Consider the following 238-nt stretch of genomic DNA (forward strand, 5'->3'; position numbering starts at 1 on the left):
GCCTGCCGAACCCGTCATAATCCAGCTTCAGCCCGTCGAGGCGCAGCAGCAGGTTGTGCCACACCGGGTTGCGGTGCGCTTCGGTGCGGTTGCCCGCCGGGTCCCAGAAGAAGCGCTCTTCTCGCTGCGGTTCAACGGCCTTTGTGACCTGGCCTGCGGCATCGTAGCCCCACAGGTACTGGCTGTATTTTTCACCGGGCGTCGCCGGAGTCGCATCGGTGTGTATCTGCTGGACTAT

At 63.4% G+C, this 238-nt stretch carries 1 pseudogene; it reads right to left on the reverse strand.

From position 1 onward, the window contains the following. Positions 1-238 (reverse strand): annotated as a pseudogene (locus AACV31_RS20395) (RHS repeat-associated core domain-containing protein); the annotation flags it as partial.

This window comes from Cronobacter sp. EKM101R, assembly GCF_963888145.1.
Taxonomy (GTDB): Bacteria; Pseudomonadota; Gammaproteobacteria; order Enterobacterales; family Enterobacteriaceae; genus Cronobacter; species Cronobacter turicensis.